Genomic DNA, 16,619 nt, shown 5'->3' on the forward strand with positions numbered 1-16,619 from the left:
TATTACTCCATTATGCTCATAACACTGTTTTTAATCCGTGCAACGCTAGGGATGTACTGTTTTTCCAGCTGGAAATAGGGCATTACAGTATCATATCCGGTTACCCGTTGGACTGGAGCCATTAAATCAGCCATAGAATTTTCCATAATCTGTGCGGAAATTTCGGCACCAACTCCACAAGTTTTTGCTCCCTCATGAACGATAATACACCGTCCTGTTTTCTCTACGGAGGCTAAAATTGTTTCAATATCCAGTGGTTTAATCGTTGCTACATCAATGACTTCACAAGAAATTCCTTCGTTGCCTAGTTGTTTCGCTGCTTGTTGCGTTTCGTGGATGCTGGCTCCCCAACTTACTAAGGTGACATCTTCACCTTGTTGTAAAGTAAAACACTTTCCTAAGGGAAGCGCCTCACCATTATCTTCTACAGGTTGCTTGACCAAACGATAAATACGTTTAGGTTCGAGAAAAACAACTGGATCAGGATTACGCATGGCTGCTAAAAGCAAGCCATAAGCACGCCGTGGCGAGGAGGGAATCACAACTTGTAAACCAGGAATATGAGCAAACAGCGCCTCAGTGCTTTCAGAATGATGTTCTGGAGCTCGAATACCGCCGCCAAAAGGCGCACGAAAAACGAGAGGGCAATGCAGTCGTCCGCGTGTTCTATTACGCATCCGGGCAGCATGAGAAATAATTTGATTCATTGCTGGATAGATAAATCCCATAAATTGAAACTCAGCAACCGGTTTCAATCCTTGTATGGACATACCAATTGCCAATCCAGCAATCATAGACTCTGCCAATGGTGTATCAAAAACTCTTTTTTCACCAAAACGGTCTTGTAATCCTACCGTGGCGCGAAAGACGCCACCATTTTTACCAACATCCTCTCCAAAAACCACAACATTTTCATCATGAGCTAACTCATAAGCCAAAGCCTGAGTTACTGCCTCGATTAAAGTAATATCAGGCATGAGTTGCTTCCTCCATAGCTATTGCACGTTGTTCCACTAAATACTCAGGTAATTCGGCATAATGATAATCAAAAATACTGCTGATTGGTTGCGGCTCCATACTCAAGTATTCATTAACTGCTTTTTCTACTTCTTCAGAACATTGAATTACCAAATTTTCTTCGTCTTGTGCATTCCAGATTTTTTGTTCTATAAGAAATTCTTTAAATCGTGATATGGGTTCTTTAGGTTTTGCTTTCTCAACTTCATCGCCAGGTTGATAGCGCGTTGCATCGTCAGCTGTTGTATGATCCGATAAACGGTAAGACATGGCTTCAATTAAAGTAGGCCCTTCACCATGACGTGCCTTTTCAATCGCATCGCCAATAACTTGTCTTGTTGCTAGAATGTCGTTACCGTCAATTTGCATGCCTGTAAAGCCGGCGGCTATTGCCTTTTGTGCAATAGTTTGGGTACCTGTCTGTTGATCTCTAGGAACAGAAATTGCCCATTGGTTATTATTTACTACGAAAACGACAGGTAAATTCCATGTGCCTGCGACATTCATTGCCTCATAGAAATCGCCTTCTGAAGTACCTCCTTCACCGAGACACACTACAGCGACACGAGGTTGATTTCTATATTTAAAGGCAAATGCAACGCCTGTTGCATGCAAGCATTGAGAGGCAATTGGAACACAGATGGGTAAGTCTTCTGAATTACAGGAAAATTGACTGCCACGCTCGTCACCACCCCAGAAAGCGAGTATTTCAGACATTTTTACACCGCGTTGAAATTGCGCAGCATAATCGCGGTAATAGGGTACAAGAACATCCTCAGGGCGCATTGCATGACCTATAGCGGTTGAAATTGCTTCCTGTCCATTAATCGGGGCATAAGTTCCCATTTTCCCCGTTCTTTGCAAAGCTATAGCTTTTTTATCAAAAGTCCGTGTCAGAACCATAATTTTATAAAGTTCTTTGAGCACAGAATGATCACGGGCAAAAGAAGGTAGTTGTCCGACCAATTTTCCATGTTCATTTAAAAATTGAGTATATGTAATGTCAAATTGAGCAACTGTTGCCATACAAGGCTCCTTGTCAATAAAGCGTTTGCATAGCATACTCACAAATTAATTCAAAAACCAGAGAATTAGTGTTGAATTCGTGTTACAGAATGAAGTATTTGTACCGCTATGCAGGCTACAAATATAAATTTTTATAAAATTACCTAAGAGGAACATTTTGAGCCAATTTGTATTATATTCATTAGACTATCATGATTCGTTGCATGAGTATTACCAAAAATTATTTCATTTACCTGGTTTTGTTCTTTTAGAAAGTACAGATCGCGCTTATGGGCGTTATGATATTATCAGTGCCTATCCTTATGATTTTATTCAAATCGATCAAAATGCTGAGGATTTACCAAATTTATTAAAAAAAATAAGTCTGCGCTTATCGCCAATATCCTCTGTGGCGGATCTTCCTTTTCAAGGCGGTGCTTTGGGTTATATTTCTTACGATCTTGGAGCAAAGTTATTAGGAATAGATTCCTACATACAACCTACATTAGAAAATATGCCTTTGTTAGATCTTGGTTTGTATGATTGGGCAATTATCGTAGACCATCATAATAAAACCGTAACCGTATTTGCGGCAAATACACATCAATCAACAGCTATAATTGTTGATGAAGTATTGGAGTTGTGGAATAACCCTGCGAAACAACAGGATAATGCAGCTATTAAAGGTGATTTTACTCCTTTGATGAGCAAACAAAATTACATCAAAGCATTTTCTTCAGTTTACCAATTTCTAAAAGAAGGAAGGAGCTATCAGGTCAATCTGACTCAGCCATTTCACGTTGGTTATGAAGGGGACAGTTGGACTTTTTATAAAAAAGTTTGTTTGAAAAACCCTGTTCCTTATGCTGCTTTTTTACGAACAGCCCATGCTGATATTTTAAGTTTCTCCCCTGAACGGTTTCTATTGCATGAAGAGGGTAAATTAGTAACATCTCCTATTAAAGGGACAATAGGGCGCTCCACTAACCGTATGGAAGATGAAGAATTAAAAAGTAAATTGGCATCATGTGAAAAAAATCGAGCTGAGAATGTCATGATAGTTGATTTGTCGAGAAATGACTTAGGTAAAATTGCTCAACCAGGTTCAGTACACGTAACGAGTTTATGTGAGGTGCAAAGCTATAATTCAGTACATCATTTAGTAAGTACAATTGAAGCTCAATGCTCCGCTGCAATTCTGCCATTTGATGCATTTTTATCTTGTTTTCCTGGTGGTTCTATTACAGGAGCGCCAAAAGCTGAGTCAATACGAATTATTCATGAACAAGAGTGTTATGCACGAGGCATTTATTGTGGCTCCATAGGTTATTTTTCCCGGCATGGGCGCTTTGATACGAACATTGCTATTCGCACGGTTACAGCCAAAGAGAATACGTTACATTTAGCTGCTGGTGGTGGAATAGTGATTGACTCAAACTGGGAAGATGAATATCGTGAATGTTTTATCAAAATAGCAGCGGTTATTAATGGACTTAAATGAAATTAAAGGAAAAAAACTGACACATTCGGCTGTGGTTGTCTTGTATGAGCAATTATCTGATTCATTGATTCTGACACAACGTAGCGATAAATTGCGTGCGCATCCAGGAGAAATTTGTTTCCCAGGAGGTACCTGGGAAGAAGGAGATGAAAACTATTATGCTACTGCACTTAGAGAGTTGTATGAAGAGTTAGGAATTACCCAGGATCGTATCACTTTGATAAAAGAATTAAATATTCAAAAAACCCTTTTAGGGAAGATTATTCATCCTTGGTTTGCACGTATTGAAACGGTTCATCCTTACCAATTAAATGATCAAGAAGTAACTCGTTTAATATCGATTCCAATGGCATTAGTCCAAGATGCCCAAAATTATAAAGATTTTATAGTTGAACGAAATGGCCGTCGTTATGCTACTTGTGAATTCACTGGAAATAAAGATTGGGTGTGGGGTGCGACCGCTCGCATAATGAGACAATTGGTAAAATAACACGTGCTAGAAAGAGTATCTTTATTTTGATTTTTGATGAAGAATATCCTGTGGTAAATTGGAACGAATCCAGGAAATAAGTTTCGCTTTTGCTCTCGGACCTGCTTTCTCTTTCTCACATCTCTGCCTACGCCCCGCGGCTTGTCCGTGGGGTCCAGTGTTTTAGCTGCAGATCGTTCTGGATCCCGCGGACAAGCCGCGGGACGTAGTAAGCAAGTATTGAATTTATATAGTAACGGCTGGTTTTTCTTCCGGGAGACTTGGTGATGCAGCATGAGAATCTTTAAGTGCTCGACGAAGAATTTTTCCCACATTTGTTTTAGGAAGCTCATCGTAAAATTCAACTAGCCTTGGAACTTTATAAGCTGTTAGGTGTTCTCGACAATAAGCAATCACTTGTTCTTCGGTTAAATCGGGATCTTTTTTTACAATGCATGCTTTAACACGTTCCCCCGATTCATTGTCCACCACACCAACAACGCCCACCTCCAAAACGCCAGGATGCATTGCAATTACTTGTTCTACTTCATTTGGATAAACGTTAAATCCTGAGACAAGTAACATGTCTTTTTTTCGATCGACTAGATAAATAAAGCCTTCTTCATCCATTTTACCAATGTCCCCGGTTTTTAAATAACCATTTTTAGTGAACACCAATGCGGTTTCATCAGGTCGTTTCCAATATCCTGGGGTGACTTGAGGTCCTTTAACGCAAATTTCCCCGCTTGTTCCTATAGGTACTTCATGTTCATCATCATCAAGAATAATGACATCTGTAGAGGGAACAGGCACTCCTATACTTCCATTATATTCAGTCAGATTCATAGGATTCATAATGGCAGCAGGACTGGTTTCAGTTAATCCATAAGCTTCTAATACAGGTGTTTTGGTGACTTCATGCCATTTAAGTGCCACACTTTTTTGCAATGCCATACCACCTGCAAGTGAAATTTTTAGGTTGCTGAAATCAACTTCTTTAAAATCAGGCTGGTTTAGTAAACCATTAAACAGAGTATTAACTCCCGTAATTGCTGAAAAACGCACTTTTTTGATTTCTTTAACAAAGTGCTTCATATCACGGGGATTTGTAATCAGGACATTTTTTGCTCCTTGTTTTAAAAAGGTCAAACAATTCGCTGTAAGAGAGAAAATATGATAGAGAGGTATCGCTGTAATAATCGTTTCGTCACCATTTAATCCTACTATAGGCTTAATCCACGCTTCAGCTTGCAGGACATTGGAGATCATATTTCTATGAGTTAAAATAGCGCCTTTTGCTACACCTGTCGTACCACCGGTATATTGCAAAAAGGCAATATCGTCATGACCTAACGCTACATGATGTAACGTCGATTGTTTCCCTTCAAGCAAAGTATAATTAAAAGCTACCGCATGAGGGATATTATAAGCAGGTACCATTTTTTTTATGTATTTAATTATCGAATTGATAATAATTCGTTTCGGAGTTGGAAATAGATCTGCTATTTCAGTCACAATGACATGTTTTAATGTAGGAATGGAGCTTAACGCCTTTTCTACAGTTTTTGCAAAATTAGCAAGCACAATAATTGCTTCAGCACCTGAGTCATTCATCTGATGAATAAGCTCATCTGTGGTGTAAAGTGGATTTGTATTAACAACAATATAACCTGCGCGTAAGATGCCGAATAAGGCTACTGGGTATTGAAGAACATTGGGAAGCATGATTGCTATCCGAGCTCCTTTCTCCAGTTTGAGCTGTTGAAGATAAGCAGCAAAATCTCGACTTAACTCATCCAATTCGCCAAACGTAATACCACTCCCTAAATTGGTATACGCGGTTTTTTTAGCATAACGCGAGCAGGATTCTTTAAACAAATCTACGAGGGAAGAATACTGACTTGCGTCAATTTCATGTGGGACTCCTTTCTGATATTGTTCAAACCACCGTTTATCCACCTTAATATCCTTCTGTTATTGGTTTTCACATGTTAGTATAAACAAAAATATCGGTTATGGATATCATACTCATGGGTGAAAATACAACACAAACTCAAGCATTTAAGTTAAAAGGTCGTCTTTATACATTTACTGTATTACAGGTGTTAAATACGAACGCTGATGTTTTTTCGCAACAACTTGATGATACTATTGCCAAAGCACCTAAGTTATTTGAGCATACACCTGTTGTTTTTGACCTGTCTGCAGTACACCAATTAGAATTTGATTTACAGTCTTTACTCCAGAGTGCGCGTGCGCATGGTATGATTCCTGTTGCCATTCAAGGAGGGAGTGTATTGCATAATACTCTGGCTCAATGTCATGATTTAGCTGTATTGCATGCGTCTTCAACACAAGATAAACCTATTATTGAACAGCCGATTGAAAATAATAATCATTACGAAACAACAAAATCAATAACAAAATTAATTACTGCACCTGTACGTTCGGGGCAGCAAGTAGTGGCAAAAGGTGCCGATCTGGTGGTGACCTCTTCAGTAAGCCATGGCGCTGAATTACTGGCGGACGGTTGTATCCATGTCTATGGCGCTTTAAGGGGCAGAGCTTTGGCAGGAATCTCTGGAGATAAAGAGGCACGAATTTTTTGTCACTCCCTGGAGGCGGAATTGGTATCAATTGCTGGATTTTATCGCTTAAGTGATGCGATCGAACCTTATAATGGTCCTTGTCAAATTTATTTAATCGATGAACACATACAAATAGAGCCCTTATGATAGATGTTGTTTTTATTTCTGATCTTCATTTGCATCCTGAAGATCAGGCCATTCAGGAACGCTTTAATCATTTTCTTGAATGGGCTCGAGTTTCTGTTAGAAATATTTATATCCTGGGTGATTTTTTTCATGTGTGGGCAGGTGATGATGCTATTGATGATTGGAGCAGGGGCATTGCGCATCAGTTATTTTCTTTAAAAAAACAAGGGATTAACTTATTTTACATGCATGGTAATCGTGATTTCTTATTGGGAAAAACCTTTGCACGTCTGGCGGGATGGTCCATTTTATCTGAGCCGACTGTACTCCAATTGGGGTCGGAAAAAATATTGTTAGTGCATGGTGACCGGTATTGTACTAAAGATTTAGCACATCAGCGTTTTAGACGGTTAACTAGAAACAGGATATTTACTACTCTTTTTTTAAGTTTACCGCTGAAATACCGTGAGCGGTTGGTAAATCAAATACGTTATCGTAGCCAGATGAATAGCAACAAATCCATGGAAGAAATGGATGTGGTTGCTGAGGAAATTATAAAGCATATGTCATACTACCAAGTGACCCAATTAATCCATGGTCATACTCATAAACCGGGCATAACTTCTTATCAAAATAATTCTCAAAACTCAAAGCGTTATGTCCTGAGTGATTGGGATGACAAACCCCATCTGTTGTGTTATCATAATACAAAGGGGCTCTATTTTGCTCATTTGTAATTTTTTTAGAGAGGCTGGCTATGACTCAAAGTAAAAAAGATGAACTTGAAAGAAAAAAAGAAGAGGCGAATAAAGAGCTTGAAGAAGACATAGATCGGATCAATAAAGAAGAAAGTAAGAAAAAGCAAGACGAATCACTTGAAGCTGCACGATTTAAACATCAGCAAGAGTGGGCTAAGGTTATGGATGAGTTGAGAGAAAAACATAAAAGCATAAGCAAGAAAACAGGTAAAGAATCAACTCTTTGGGAAGACGTAATGGCGGAAGCTGACGATGTGATTAATTCAGAACAAACCTCCATCAATGACTGGCGCTCTAATATGATGTCCTTGCTAAATTTCTTTTCGAGACTTAATAAAGCAATGAATACATCGTCAACCCAGGTTGCTGGTGAAGCAGTAGATCGTATAAAGAAGGCTACCCACGAAATACCTATAGTTAGATCAATAACACATCCTAAAGAGTTTATATATGAAGGACTTAAATCAGCCATACTTCATAAAATTAAAGGCGACAAAGATATAAGCGTAGATGGCTTTAAACAGAAAGTTACGTTTAAGGATGGGAAAGTTGACATCGCTCCTTTAACTGATAAGAATGGTAATCCCTTACCCAAGCAACGCGACCAGTATGGAAGAGAAACCGAAAATGAAGCAGATAAAGCATTTAAAAAATTGGTTGATCTTTGGTTACAAGAAAACGATTATGTAATGGACTCTCAAACAAAAATTTATAAGCATTATCCGGATGGTACGCCATTAACTCAAAAAGATTTTGATGAATTACATAAGGGTTTAGGTAAGTTTTTAAAAGAAACCGCTTCCTTTAAATTTGAGGAACAAGAGAGCTTGCAATCAGGGCTGACTCATAGTTAATCTTTATTAAGCTAATCCTTTAATGAGATTGCGGTATTCCGCTATGAAAGCGAAATACCGTATCAGTTGCTAAAATAAAATCATTTTCTAAAGATAAAAACAAATTCAGACGTTGCTCTATATCCCCGCCATATAATTTTGCCAAGCGCAGATAGTCTTCAAAATGACGGGCTTCTGATCGAATTAAAGTAGCGTAAAACTTTACTAAGTCCTGATCCTCAAGATAGGGGATGAGTGCATGAAAACGCTCACAAGAACGGGCCTCAATAATGGCACCAATTATCAGCTGATCGCATAAGCGCTGAAGGACATTCCTGCTGGTAACCTGCTTATGCATGTGAGTCGCATATCCTGATGGTTGCAAGGGACAAAATTGAATACCTTTTTGGGTCATCAGGTTAATGACTTTTTCAAAATGAAGTAACTCCTCCCGAGCTAAAGGCGACATTACCTCAACCAGTTCCTTTTTTTCCGGATACTTGCTGATAAAATTAATTGCAGTTGCTGCAGCTTTACGTTCACAATGTGCATGATCAATTAATAATAAAGGAATATGCTCCGCAGCGAAATCCAACCATACTTGCGGTGTTGTTATTTGGAGAAAATCATTTAATAATTGTAAATCAATATCTAATCGTTTTAACATCTGTGAAATACACTATACTTATCAAATAAAATGTCTTATATCATAGGATCTTTTTACAATTCTACTATTTTGGCCCTCAAGCTTTGATTTTTATGATCTGATTTTGTGCGCTGCGAAAAATCAAAGCCATGTGGTTCAATCTAGCGAATTGCAGACAGGCTCTATACTTTGAAAAATTTGAATTGGATGAAAAATGAACGGGGAAGAAATTGATAATGAATTAAGCAATTGGTTTTCAACTTACGGAATAATAACAGCTGAACGTATATTAGGTAGGTACCAAGTCAATCTAGCACAAACCGAATTAGTTGTAGCTATTAAAAGTCCATTTAGTTTTTATCATCGAATGCTGCAGGTTCCACTAAAAAGTGTACTTAATGGAATCATTTTGCAACAAGCAAATGATTATCATGTGTATGTACAAAAATTATTTATTGATTATTTATTGTCTGGAGAAAATTCTAAAGATGAAGAAGCCCAAGGTGCTGCAACACGTGAAGTTATAGAAAAAGAACGACAGCAATTAGTAGCGCTAGGTGATGAGTTTAATAATGTGCAAGGAGAACATGCCCATTTCATTGCTGCCAGTCAGGCTGTTTTGATAAAAATAGCTCAAGTGTTCAATACGGAATTGGAAAAGGCGATCACCACATTAAAGAGCGAACTTAAGAGTTCTGGCTTTTCAGAGAAAAAAAGTAAAATCCGACAGGCAATTAATCATGCTTTGATCTATTGCAATATGGCAGAAGTCCAAAACAATAAATATATTTTTATAGATAAAATGAATGAGGTTCTCAATGCATCATTATCGGAAGATTTAAAGGAGAAAATTATAAGTATTTTGTCCGAAATTTTGCAAATGGATATGGATTTTGATGAGCAGATAAGTGATTTTGTTGCACAAACTGAAGAATTAAGCAGGTCGGCTAATTCCTACCGCACTCAATTTTATGAGACAATCCTTCGCGTTGTTGAATTGTTAAAATCATTGCCTGAGTACAAAATTGATCCTGAGCAAGATGCCATAAATAGAGAGCCTTTATACTTTGATAAGAACATTGGCGCATTATGAGTTCTATTTTGATCGTTGAGATTATAATTGATAGAAAAATGAATTTATATTAGCCATATAGCCTGCATTTCATGTATAATATTGCACTTTAACTAAATTCCTATGGAGTGCGTGATGGCAAAAGAAACAACGTTGTCAATTATTAAACCTGATGCAGTAGCTAAATCGGTTATTGGACAAATTTATTCTCGTTTTGAAAATGCGGGCCTAAACATAATCGCTGCAAAAATGATGCAACTTTCTCGTGAACAAGCAGAAAATTTTTATGATATTCATCGTGCACGTCCTTTCTTTAAAGATTTAGTTGAGTTCATGATTTCTGGCCCTGTAATGGTTCAGGCATTACAAGGCGAAAGCGCTGTAATGAAAAATAGAGAAATTATGGGTGCAACAAACCCCAAAGAAGCTGCACCTGGAACCATACGTGCTGATTTTGCTGATAGTATTGATGCTAATGCAGTACATGGTTCAGACAGCCTTGAAAACGCAGCTCGTGAAATTGCCTTTTTCTTTGAACCACACGAAATTTGTGAAAGATAAGAAGAGTTAATGATATTAAGTTAAATTAGTTGGTTAAGCCTGTGGGTGAAGCACCTGTCTCTTGATCACATCTCTGCCTACGCCCCACGGCTTGTCCGTGGGGTTCAGTGTTTTAGGGCGGCTCTTCTGGATCCCGCGGACAAGCCGCGGTACATCGGAATAGAGCTGTACTGGATTTTAGCGATGTGTAGAAGATTCAGTTCGTTGTGCCCAGGACTATTTAACTTATGTCATTAAATTTGGAGCAAGAATGACACAAAAAGTAAATCTGCTTGATTACAATTATCAACAAATGCGTGAACTGCTACATAGCTGGGGAGAACAACCTTATCGAGCTCAGCAGATAATCCAATGGATTCATCAGGCCGGGTTTACTGAGTTCACAAAAATGTCAAATCTTAGCAAAGCCTTAAGAGAAAAACTGGCACAGCTGTCATGTGTTAAATTACCAGAAATTGTTGCGTGTCAAAAATCTAATGATGGCACCCATAAATGGCTCTTGAAACTGGAATGTGGTAATTGTATCGAAACGGTTTTTATTCCGGAAAGCAATCGCGGAACTTTGTGTGTTTCTTCACAAGTGGGATGTGCTTTGAATTGTTCCTTTTGTTCTACTGCAAAACAAGGTTTTAATCGCAATTTATCTACCGCCGAAATTATCGGCCAAGTTTGGTTGGCAGTCCGAGAATTATCACAACAAGAAGGAATTCATGACAAAAAAATAACAAATGTAGTCATGATGGGCATGGGAGAGCCATTACTTAATTTTGATAATGTGGTGTCCGCAATGAATATTATGATGGATGACTTTGCTTATGGATTATCGAAACGCCGTGTTACTTTAAGTACCTCAGGGGTTTTACCTGATCTCGAGCGTTTAAGAGAAATTAGTCCTGTTGCTTTGGCCGTTTCGCTGCATGCCCCAAATGATGAGTTAAGAAATGAGCTTGTTCCAATAAATAAGAAATATCCGTTGACTCAGTTAATGGCTTTATGCAAAAACTATTTTAAGAATGAACCTAGAAGAAAAGTAACTTTCGAATATGTGATGCTCAAGGGAGTTAATGATCAACCAGAGCATGCTAATCAATTGATAAAGTTGTTGCGAAATGTTCCCGCAAAAGTCAATTTAATCCCTTTTAATCCTTTTCCAATGACTCAATATGAGCGCTCATCCCAAGAAACAATTGATGCATTTAGAGATAGGTTAATCGCTCATGGTATTAATACGATTACTCGAAAAACACGGGGTGACGATATTGATGCAGCATGCGGGCAATTAGCGGGAGAGGTTAAGGATAGAACAAGTCGTTCTCAAAGATGGCAAAAATTGCATTTTATACCTAAAGCAAACCAAGAACAGCACGCAGCAGAATAGTGAAAAATGCCTTGGGTTTAACAAAGCAATTAATTCGGGAATCACAATAAAATCATTATTTGTGACAAATTATTTTTAATTTAGTTGTAAGCGGTTATAATGCGCTATCATTTCTAACCTTAGTGTGAAAATACTGTGTTGAAAAAGGTTTATCTCTTGCTTGTTATGACTTGCCTATTTTTGCAGGCATGCGCACATGATGGAGAAAGCGAAGAACAAAATTTTAAAAAACCGGATCTCAGTAAGGCTGCGTCATACAATGTTCAGTTAGGATTAGGGTATTTAAAGCAGGGTGATAGGCCAAGAGCGAAAAAAAAGATCCTTACTGCATTGGAGCAAGAGCCCACCTCACCTGATGTTAATTCGGCAATGGCTTATTATTTTGAACAAACCAAAGAATTAGATCAGGCAGAGAAATATTATTTGAAAGCCATATCACTAGCAAAAAATGGAGGCTCGCAACTTAACAATTACGGTGCCTTTTTATGTCGACAAGGTGATTATAAAAAAGCTGAGACTTACTTTTTAAAAGCCGTTAATGATTTAAAGTATTTGCATACTGCAGGAGCCTATGAAAATGCAGGCCTTTGCGCTTTATCAACCCCTAATGAGGATAAGGCAAAGCTTTATTTTGCAAAAGCATTAAATCAGGATCCTTTACGGAAAGTATCTTTTTATGAATTACTAAAACTTGAAATTAAGGCCAAACGAGATGCAGAGGCATTTGCGCTAATACAAAAGCATTCTGATTTAGTTTTGAATGACAGGGTATTATTATCTTTAGCCAAAGAGGTTTGTGATAAAGTTGGGCAACACACTTTAGCTGCAGAATATGAACAAAACATGAATAATTTGAATTCCAATATCGATAATAGTGGAGTAAATAATGACTATAACAACCACCACACTGGATGAGAATATAGTAGAGCATGATAAGAATCCAGGCGAGCAACTTGCCAGTATACGCGAACAAAAAGGGTACACAGTTGAGTATGTTGCCAATAAATTGCATTTAAGGGCTCGTATTATTGAATTAATTGAAAATAATGAATTTCATTTATTACCTGAGCCTGTTTTTGTTAAAGGATATTTGCGTGCGTATGCTAAGTTACTCGGCACATCTCCAGAGCCTTATCTGGCAATATTTAATGCTCAGTTTGTTGTCGAAAAAAAATCTGATCGAGCCCTCTTATGGCAGCAAAGCAAGCGTGAATCGCATAAAGCAGAACATATTATTCGTTGGTTTACAATTTTGTTTGCCTTAGGTGTGATTGTGGCTGTAGGAATGTGGTGGCAAAAAAATAGAGATACGCAACAGATATTTCCGACAAAGACAGCCCCTGTTGATTTATCATTAAATCAAACACCAACAATTGAAACTAAAGAACTTAAACTCACTGATATCTCAAAAATGCAATCTATGTTAGATCCAAAACCGGAAATGTCTCCTATGGAGAAGTTAGGTGACTGAACGAATTCAAGCAATACGTGGAATGAATGATATTTTGCCTGAGACAACAGTTTTTTGGCGTTCCATCGAACAGATTTTCGTGAGTGTATTGTCCAGTTATGGTTATCAGGAAATACGTTTCCCACTTATTGAAAGTACCCAGCTATTTAAGCGGACTATAGGTGAGGTAACTGATATAGTCGAAAAAGAAATGTATACTTTTAATGACTTAAACGGGGATAGTATTACTTTAAGGCCGGAAGGAACAGCTGGCTGTGTTCGTGCCTGCCTGCAAAATGGGCTTTTGCATAATCAGCAACAAAAATTGTGGTATATGGGACCAATGTTTCGTCATGAAAGACCACAGAAAGGACGGTATAGACAGTTCAATCAATTAGGTGTTGAAGCATTTGGTATGGCAGGTGCGATGGTTGAGTTGGAATTAATTTCTATATGCCGTAAGTTTTGGGAGGAATTAGGATTTGCAGATATTGTTCAATTACAAGTGAATACCTTAGGTGAGTTAACCGAGCGCCATCATTATAAAAAAATTCTCGTTGAGTATTTGACAGATCATGAAAATCAGTTGGATGAAGACAGCAAACGCAGGTTAACTCGAAATCCATTGCGTATTTTGGACAGTAAAAACCCAGAAATGCAACAGTTACTGGCAAATGCACCTAAACTGATTGATGTTCTTGGTGAAGAAAGTCGTGCACATTTCCGGTCTTTTTGCGATGGCTTGGATGCATTAAAGATCCCTTACGTAATTAATCCCGTTTTGGTGAGAGGTCTGGATTATTACGGACATACAGTGTTTGAATGGGTTACTGATAAATTAGGCAGTCAATCTACGGTATGTGCTGGAGGACGATACGATATATTAATCGAACAATTAGGCGGCAATCCAACCCCTGCAGTAGGTTTTGCATTAGGTATCGAAAGAATATACCTGCTTTTGGAAACCTTGAGTCTTCTGCAACAAGAGAGTAAAAAGAATGCATTATATCTTATTGCTACGAATGATCAGGCTGTGGTGCGTGGTCTTGTGATTTCCGAACGGATACGCAAGGCTTATCCAACAATAGAAGTGTCAGTAAATACTGCGGGTGGAAGTTTTAAAAGCCAATTCAAAAAAGCAGATAAAAGCGGTGCGCGCTTGGCGTTAATTTTAGGTGAAGATGAATTGGCTAAAGAACAAATTAGTATTAAAGATCTACGTAATGAGACTGAGCAAATTACAGTGGATCAAAATATGATTAATCAGGTCTTGAAAGATTATTTAGAGTGAGTGCGGGAGAATGTTATGTCAGTGTATATGACTGAAGAGGAACAACTAGAATCGATAAAGAAATGGTGGAAGCAATACGGTAATCTTGTCACCGTAGTATTATCGCTTATACTCTTTGGTATTGCCGGCTATCGATATTTGCATTGGCATCAAGCAAAGATTACTCAACAAGCTTCTGTGGCCTATGAGCAAATGATGGTTGCTCTTTCAAACCAAAATATCAAAGGGGTAAGAGCCTATGCTAATGAGTTGATTCATCAGCATAGTAGTACAGTTTACGCTGATGCGGCGCATCTGACACTTGCAAAAATCTATGTCTCAAAAAATAAACTGGATAAAGCTACAGATGAGCTGAAGGCGGTTGCTGCAAATAGTAAAATGCCGGCTTTAAAGCAAATTGCTAAAATTCGTATGGCGCGTATCTTTGCAGCTGAGAAGTCTTATACAAATGCTCTTAATGAATTAAGCAGCATCGATGATAAAACTTATTTACCAGTTATTAATGAATTAAAAGGCGACATTTATGGATCTACAGGCCAATATCAGGAAGCTATGAGCTCCTATAAACTGGCTTTAGATGAAGTAAAAAATAATGGAATGGGTAATCTATTTTTAGAAATGAAAACTAATGAGATAGCCAGTAAATCGCACTCAATGATTTCTGGAGATAAAAAGGTAAAGTCTGTATAACTACTATTAGTCCTACTTGTGGACGTAATAGATGATTTTTTATTGATACATTTTGTAAAAGTTGAGGTTTAATTTTCATGAAAATGAAATTATTTATTTTAATTCTCTGTGCCTTAGTTCAAGGATGTTCAAAACTTGATGACTATATGTTGGGCAAAGACAACACGCCAAAACCCAAAGAACTCAAGCTAATAAAGGATAAAATTAAAGTTGAGCAAAATTGGGCGGTGTCTGCTGGTAAATCATCAAAAAATAAAGAATATTTAAGGCTGAAACCAGTAGTTAAGAGCGGAGTTATTTATACCGCTGATGCCAGTGGATTAGTTCGTGCTATTAATAAGCATAATGGCGAGGTGAAATGGACTACGGCATTGAAACATGGTTTGGTTAGCGGCCCTGCTGTAGCCAGTGGATATATCGTTTTGGGTACCAATAACTCGTCATTGGTTGTATTAAATAAAAACAACGGTAATAAATTATGGCACAAAAAGGTTACTGGTGAAATTTTATCACCACCGGCTATCTTAGGTGGAAAAGTTATCGTGAAGACGATTGACGGCAAAGTTTACGCATTTAATGCAGCAGACGGAAAACAAATATGGATGGCAGAACATGGTTCACCCAGTTTAATCTTGAAGGCAAGCTCATCACCCGTTGGCATGGGAAATTTGGTGTTGATTGGTTTTTCTGATGGAAAATTAGATGCCCTGGATGTAAAAACAGGCCGTGTTATGTGGCAACGCAGCATTGCTTATGCATCAGGTCCAAGCGACGTGGAACGATTGGTTGATATTGATGCTGATCCAATTGTAGAAAATAATGTGGTTTATCTCGCCAGCTATCAAGGTTATATAGGGGCACTGTCTTTGTCAGATGGACAATTTATTTGGAGAAAACCAAGTTCCGTATATAAGAATATGGTTTTAAGCGGTAATACCTTATATGTAACAGACAGTCATGATGTCATTTGGTCCATTGATAAACGTAATGGTCAAGTTAATTGGAAACAGACTGGTCTAAAGGCAAGAATATTAACTGAACCTGCGTTAATAAAAAATGATTTAGTAGTAGGTGATAAAACCGGTTATCTACATTTTATTGATGCTCAAACAGGTGAAATTATAGCTCGCACAAAGGTTTCTGCAGGTGTCAGTATTTCTCCAAGCGTAGTTGGAAGAAAGTTATTTGTGTCAACAGACAACGGAATGCTTAATCAATTATCTGTGAGTTAATA

General features: G+C 38.0%; 17 protein-coding genes. 13 read left to right on the top strand and 4 right to left on the bottom strand.

The window, feature by feature from the left end:
• Positions 1-2 precede the first annotated feature (2 nt).
• Together LXO92_RS10635 and pdhA are read right to left on the bottom strand one after the other, a co-directional pair.
• Entirely contained in the window at positions 3-977 is a 975-nt protein-coding gene (locus LXO92_RS10635; protein ID WP_182352682.1) for an alpha-ketoacid dehydrogenase subunit beta, read from the bottom strand.
• Entirely contained in the window at positions 970-2,043 is a 1,074-nt protein-coding gene (gene pdhA / locus LXO92_RS10640) for a pyruvate dehydrogenase (acetyl-transferring) E1 component subunit alpha (protein ID WP_232890957.1), read from the bottom strand. Before pdhA ends, LXO92_RS10635 begins: the two co-directional genes overlap by 8 nt.
• 157 nt (positions 2,044-2,200) lie before the next feature.
• On the opposite strand from pdhA, the gene pabB reads away from it, so the two are divergent.
• Positions 2,201-3,523, top strand: coding sequence for an aminodeoxychorismate synthase component I (gene pabB / locus LXO92_RS10645; protein WP_232890958.1), 1,323 nt, complete (start codon positions 2,201-2,203; stop codon positions 3,521-3,523).
• A complete protein-coding gene (locus LXO92_RS10650; RefSeq protein WP_232890959.1) occupies positions 3,510-4,013 on the top strand; it encodes an NUDIX hydrolase in 504 nt (167 codons plus the stop codon). The genes pabB and LXO92_RS10650 overlap by 14 nt, the downstream gene beginning before the upstream one ends.
• A 225-nt stretch (positions 4,014-4,238) precedes the next feature.
• Here the strand turns inward: LXO92_RS10650 and LXO92_RS10655 are convergent, their stop codons facing one another.
• Entirely contained in the window at positions 4,239-5,951 is a 1,713-nt protein-coding gene (locus tag LXO92_RS10655) for an AMP-binding protein (protein ID WP_232890960.1), read from the bottom strand.
• A gap of 71 nt (positions 5,952-6,022) precedes the next feature.
• On the opposite strand from LXO92_RS10655, the gene minC reads away from it, so the two are divergent.
• From minC to LXO92_RS10670, 3 genes are read left to right on the top strand one after another with little or no spacing between them, the layout of a single operon-like run.
• Complete coding sequence (minC, locus tag LXO92_RS10660; RefSeq protein WP_182352687.1) at positions 6,023-6,727, top strand: septum site-determining protein MinC; 705 nt, start codon at positions 6,023-6,025, stop codon at positions 6,725-6,727.
• On the top strand, positions 6,724-7,443 hold the full coding sequence (locus tag LXO92_RS10665) for a UDP-2,3-diacylglucosamine diphosphatase (protein ID WP_182352688.1): 720 nt from the start codon (positions 6,724-6,726) through the stop codon (positions 7,441-7,443). The genes minC and LXO92_RS10665 overlap by 4 nt, the downstream gene beginning before the upstream one ends.
• Positions 7,444-7,463: 20 nt before the next feature.
• On the top strand, positions 7,464-8,318 hold the full coding sequence (locus LXO92_RS10670) for a hypothetical protein (RefSeq protein ID WP_182352689.1): 855 nt from the start codon (positions 7,464-7,466) through the stop codon (positions 8,316-8,318).
• Positions 8,319-8,337: 19 nt separating this feature from the next.
• On the opposite strand, the gene LXO92_RS10675 is transcribed toward LXO92_RS10670, so the two are convergent.
• Positions 8,338-8,964, bottom strand: coding sequence for a MiaE family protein (locus LXO92_RS10675; protein WP_182352690.1), 627 nt, complete (start codon positions 8,962-8,964; stop codon positions 8,338-8,340).
• 193 nt (positions 8,965-9,157) lie between these two features.
• On the opposite strand from LXO92_RS10675, the gene LXO92_RS10680 reads away from it, so the two are divergent.
• The 8 genes from LXO92_RS10680 (at position 9,158) to bamB (ending at position 16,617) form a co-directional block, all read left to right on the top strand.
• Positions 9,158-10,036, top strand: coding sequence for a hypothetical protein (locus LXO92_RS10680; RefSeq protein WP_232890961.1), 879 nt, complete (start codon positions 9,158-9,160; stop codon positions 10,034-10,036).
• A gap of 114 nt (positions 10,037-10,150) precedes the next feature.
• Complete coding sequence (gene ndk, locus LXO92_RS10685) at positions 10,151-10,576, top strand: nucleoside-diphosphate kinase (RefSeq protein ID WP_182352692.1); 426 nt, start codon at positions 10,151-10,153, stop codon at positions 10,574-10,576.
• Positions 10,577-10,826: 250 nt separating this feature from the next.
• Entirely contained in the window at positions 10,827-11,954 is a 1,128-nt protein-coding gene (rlmN, locus tag LXO92_RS10690; RefSeq protein WP_182352693.1) for a dual-specificity RNA methyltransferase RlmN, read from the top strand.
• 135 nt (positions 11,955-12,089) lie between these two features.
• Positions 12,090-12,869 (top strand): type IV pilus biogenesis/stability protein PilW, encoded by a 780-nt coding sequence (gene pilW / locus LXO92_RS10695; RefSeq protein ID WP_182352694.1) that lies wholly within the window; start codon positions 12,090-12,092, stop codon positions 12,867-12,869.
• On the top strand, positions 12,841-13,425 hold the full coding sequence (locus tag LXO92_RS10700; RefSeq protein ID WP_182352695.1) for a helix-turn-helix domain-containing protein: 585 nt from the start codon (positions 12,841-12,843) through the stop codon (positions 13,423-13,425). The genes pilW and LXO92_RS10700 overlap by 29 nt, the downstream gene beginning before the upstream one ends.
• Entirely contained in the window at positions 13,418-14,695 is a 1,278-nt protein-coding gene (gene hisS / locus LXO92_RS10705) for a histidine--tRNA ligase (protein WP_182352696.1), read from the top strand. The genes LXO92_RS10700 and hisS overlap by 8 nt, the downstream gene beginning before the upstream one ends.
• Before the next feature lie 15 nt (positions 14,696-14,710).
• Positions 14,711-15,385, top strand: a complete 675-nt coding sequence (locus LXO92_RS10710; protein ID WP_182352697.1) for a YfgM family protein — start codon at positions 14,711-14,713, stop codon at positions 15,383-15,385.
• A 77-nt stretch (positions 15,386-15,462) separates the two neighbouring features.
• Entirely contained in the window at positions 15,463-16,617 is a 1,155-nt protein-coding gene (bamB, locus tag LXO92_RS10715) for an outer membrane protein assembly factor BamB (RefSeq protein WP_182352698.1), read from the top strand.
• Positions 16,618-16,619: the final 2 nt, after the last annotated feature.

The sequence above is a fragment of the Legionella resiliens genome (genome assembly GCF_021344005.1).
Classification (GTDB): Bacteria; Pseudomonadota; Gammaproteobacteria; order Legionellales; family Legionellaceae; genus Legionella; species Legionella resiliens.

Excerpts from the sequence above, each read along its gene's own strand:
- LXO92_RS10635 (WP_182352682.1), bottom strand. The coding sequence starts at position 977 with ATGCCTGATATTACTTTAATCGAGGCAGTAACTCAGGCTTTGGCTTAT.
- pdhA (WP_232890957.1), bottom strand. The coding sequence starts at position 2,043 with ATGGCAACAGTTGCTCAATTTGACATTACATATACTCAATTTTTAAAT.
- LXO92_RS10650 (WP_232890959.1), top strand. The coding sequence starts at position 3,510 with ATGGACTTAAATGAAATTAAAGGAAAAAAACTGACACATTCGGCTGTG.
- minC (WP_182352687.1), top strand. The coding sequence starts at position 6,023 with ATGGGTGAAAATACAACACAAACTCAAGCATTTAAGTTAAAAGGTCGT.
- LXO92_RS10665 (WP_182352688.1), top strand. The coding sequence starts at position 6,724 with ATGATAGATGTTGTTTTTATTTCTGATCTTCATTTGCATCCTGAAGAT.
- LXO92_RS10670 (WP_182352689.1), top strand. The coding sequence starts at position 7,464 with ATGACTCAAAGTAAAAAAGATGAACTTGAAAGAAAAAAAGAAGAGGCG.
- LXO92_RS10675 (WP_182352690.1), bottom strand. The coding sequence starts at position 8,964 with ATGTTAAAACGATTAGATATTGATTTACAATTATTAAATGATTTTCTC.
- LXO92_RS10680 (WP_232890961.1), top strand. The coding sequence starts at position 9,158 with ATGAACGGGGAAGAAATTGATAATGAATTAAGCAATTGGTTTTCAACT.
- ndk (WP_182352692.1), top strand. The coding sequence starts at position 10,151 with ATGGCAAAAGAAACAACGTTGTCAATTATTAAACCTGATGCAGTAGCT.
- rlmN (WP_182352693.1), top strand. The coding sequence starts at position 10,827 with ATGACACAAAAAGTAAATCTGCTTGATTACAATTATCAACAAATGCGT.
- LXO92_RS10700 (WP_182352695.1), top strand. The coding sequence starts at position 12,841 with ATGACTATAACAACCACCACACTGGATGAGAATATAGTAGAGCATGAT.
- LXO92_RS10710 (WP_182352697.1), top strand. The coding sequence starts at position 14,711 with ATGTCAGTGTATATGACTGAAGAGGAACAACTAGAATCGATAAAGAAA.
- bamB (WP_182352698.1), top strand. The coding sequence starts at position 15,463 with ATGAAAATGAAATTATTTATTTTAATTCTCTGTGCCTTAGTTCAAGGA.